This is a genomic window from Thermoproteus sp. CP80, from assembly GCF_002077075.2.
GTDB lineage: Archaea > Thermoproteota > Thermoprotei > Thermoproteales > Thermoproteaceae > Thermoproteus.
In genome coordinates this window covers 1-1,673 of sequence record NZ_LCWM02000067.1, presented here as the reverse complement: position 1 = coordinate 1,673, position 1,673 = coordinate 1, and the positions used below count along the sequence as shown (strand labels likewise).

The 1,673-nt window shown below is 58.2% G+C and carries 2 protein-coding genes; one reads left to right on the top strand and one right to left on the bottom strand.

The window, feature by feature from the left end; genetic code table 11:
- The coding region (locus B7L68_RS08385) for an ABC transporter substrate-binding protein (protein WP_081247201.1) at positions 1-1,338 on the top strand (1,338 nt) is incomplete at its 5' end.
- 18 nt (positions 1,339-1,356) lie between these two features.
- Here B7L68_RS08385 and B7L68_RS08380 read toward each other — a convergent pair.
- On the bottom strand, positions 1,357-1,668 hold the full coding sequence (locus B7L68_RS08380) for a CBS domain-containing protein (protein ID WP_081247202.1): 312 nt from the start codon (positions 1,666-1,668) through the stop codon (positions 1,357-1,359).
- Between the last annotated feature and the right edge of the window lie 5 nt (positions 1,669-1,673).

Here is a 1,673-nt window from a genome sequence, read left to right as displayed (position 1 = left end):
ATGGCTTCCAGAACTGCTTGGATTGTGGGGGTGGTGGTTTTGGTGATAGTGATAGCGGCTGTGGTTGCCTACATGGCGTCGCAAGGGCCATCCCAAACAACCACGCCCACCACCACAACCCAAACCACACAGACAACCACACAAACAACGCAGACAACTACGCAAACAACCCAAACCACACAGACCGTGACAATAGGCGCGTTGGTACCCTTGACTGGCTCGCTTCAGTTTATGGGAACCAGCGGCCAGTGCGCCATTAAGCTGGCGGTGCAAGACGCCAACAAGATGTTTGCGAGCAAGGGCATACAATTCCAGCTGGTCACACAGGATTCGGCTTGCGACCCCAACACTGCCCTCCAGATGCTGCAGACGGTCTATTCCCAAGGTATAAGGTTCGTGGTGGGCCTCACCTGCAGTAGCGAGGTCTCGGCCGTCAAGAACTTCGCTGCACAAAACCACATAGTCATTACTAGCATATCCACCTCGCCCCTTCTGGCGGTGCCCAAGCCGTATATATTCAGGCTTCCGCCGACGGACGATGCGCAGGCGCAGGTCATAACCGCGCTGATGCACATGCTCGGCATAAAGAAGTTAGTAATAGTCTATAGATCTGACGCTTGGGGCCAGGGCCTGTCTGCCGCCATAGCCAACGACTCGGCTAAATACGGCATACAGGTATTGGGAGTCTACGGCTACGACCCGTCGCCGTCGGCTATGCCGGCCGCGGAGCAGGCAGCCGTGCAGAAGGCGTCGGCGGCCTTGGGCTCGCCGAGCCCCGACGCGGCTTTTGAGATAGTTTCGTTCGACCAAGACGGCGCTGCAGTCGTGCAGGCCGCCATGAACGACCCGGTCCTCTCTAAGGTCAGGTGGTTCGGCACCGACAGCAATGTCTACGGCACGGCTGATATACAGGCCGGTGGCCAGGCCCTCGCCAACGCCAAGTTCATGGGCGCCGTCGCGGCGCCTAACCCCAACGACCCGCACTACCAGCAGTTCGCCCGCGAATTTACGCAGTTCTGCGGGCACGCGCCCACGGGCTACGACCCCTATTACTACGATACGGCTATGATGGTTATGGAGGCTATTGCCAAGACTGGCTCCACCGATCCTACCGTCATAAACTCCGTCCTCGAGCAGTGGGGCAAGAACGGAACCTACGTAGGCGCCACTGGGCCCGTCTACTTCGACCAATACCACGACAGAATATACGCGAGCTACCTCATCGTCGGGGTTGAGATAATTAACGGAACTCCCACGTGGATCAACGCCGGCTTCTACAACGGCACCACCGGACAGATAACGGTATTCCCGCAGGGACAGCCCCTGTTCAGCCCGTAAAATACCTCTTTTTTTCCCCTACTCCCTGATCCTGATCAGGAAGGCGGCCAAGTCCAAGACGTCCCTAACGCTGATTATCCCCACCAGCTTCCCCTCCCTATCGACCACGGGGAGGTGCCTCACGTTGAGGCTCCTCATCTTCTCCACAGCGTCGAGCAGTAAGGCGTCTTCGCCTATCGTGATGGGGTTTTCGGTCATGACCATCCAAATCGGCGTGTCGGCCGAAAGCCCTTTGGCGCAGACGTAGACGAGATCCCTCTCGGTGACTATGCCGACGGGCTTGCCCGCCTCGTCGACGACCACGACGCTGCCGACCTTCTTCTCGTACATGGAGT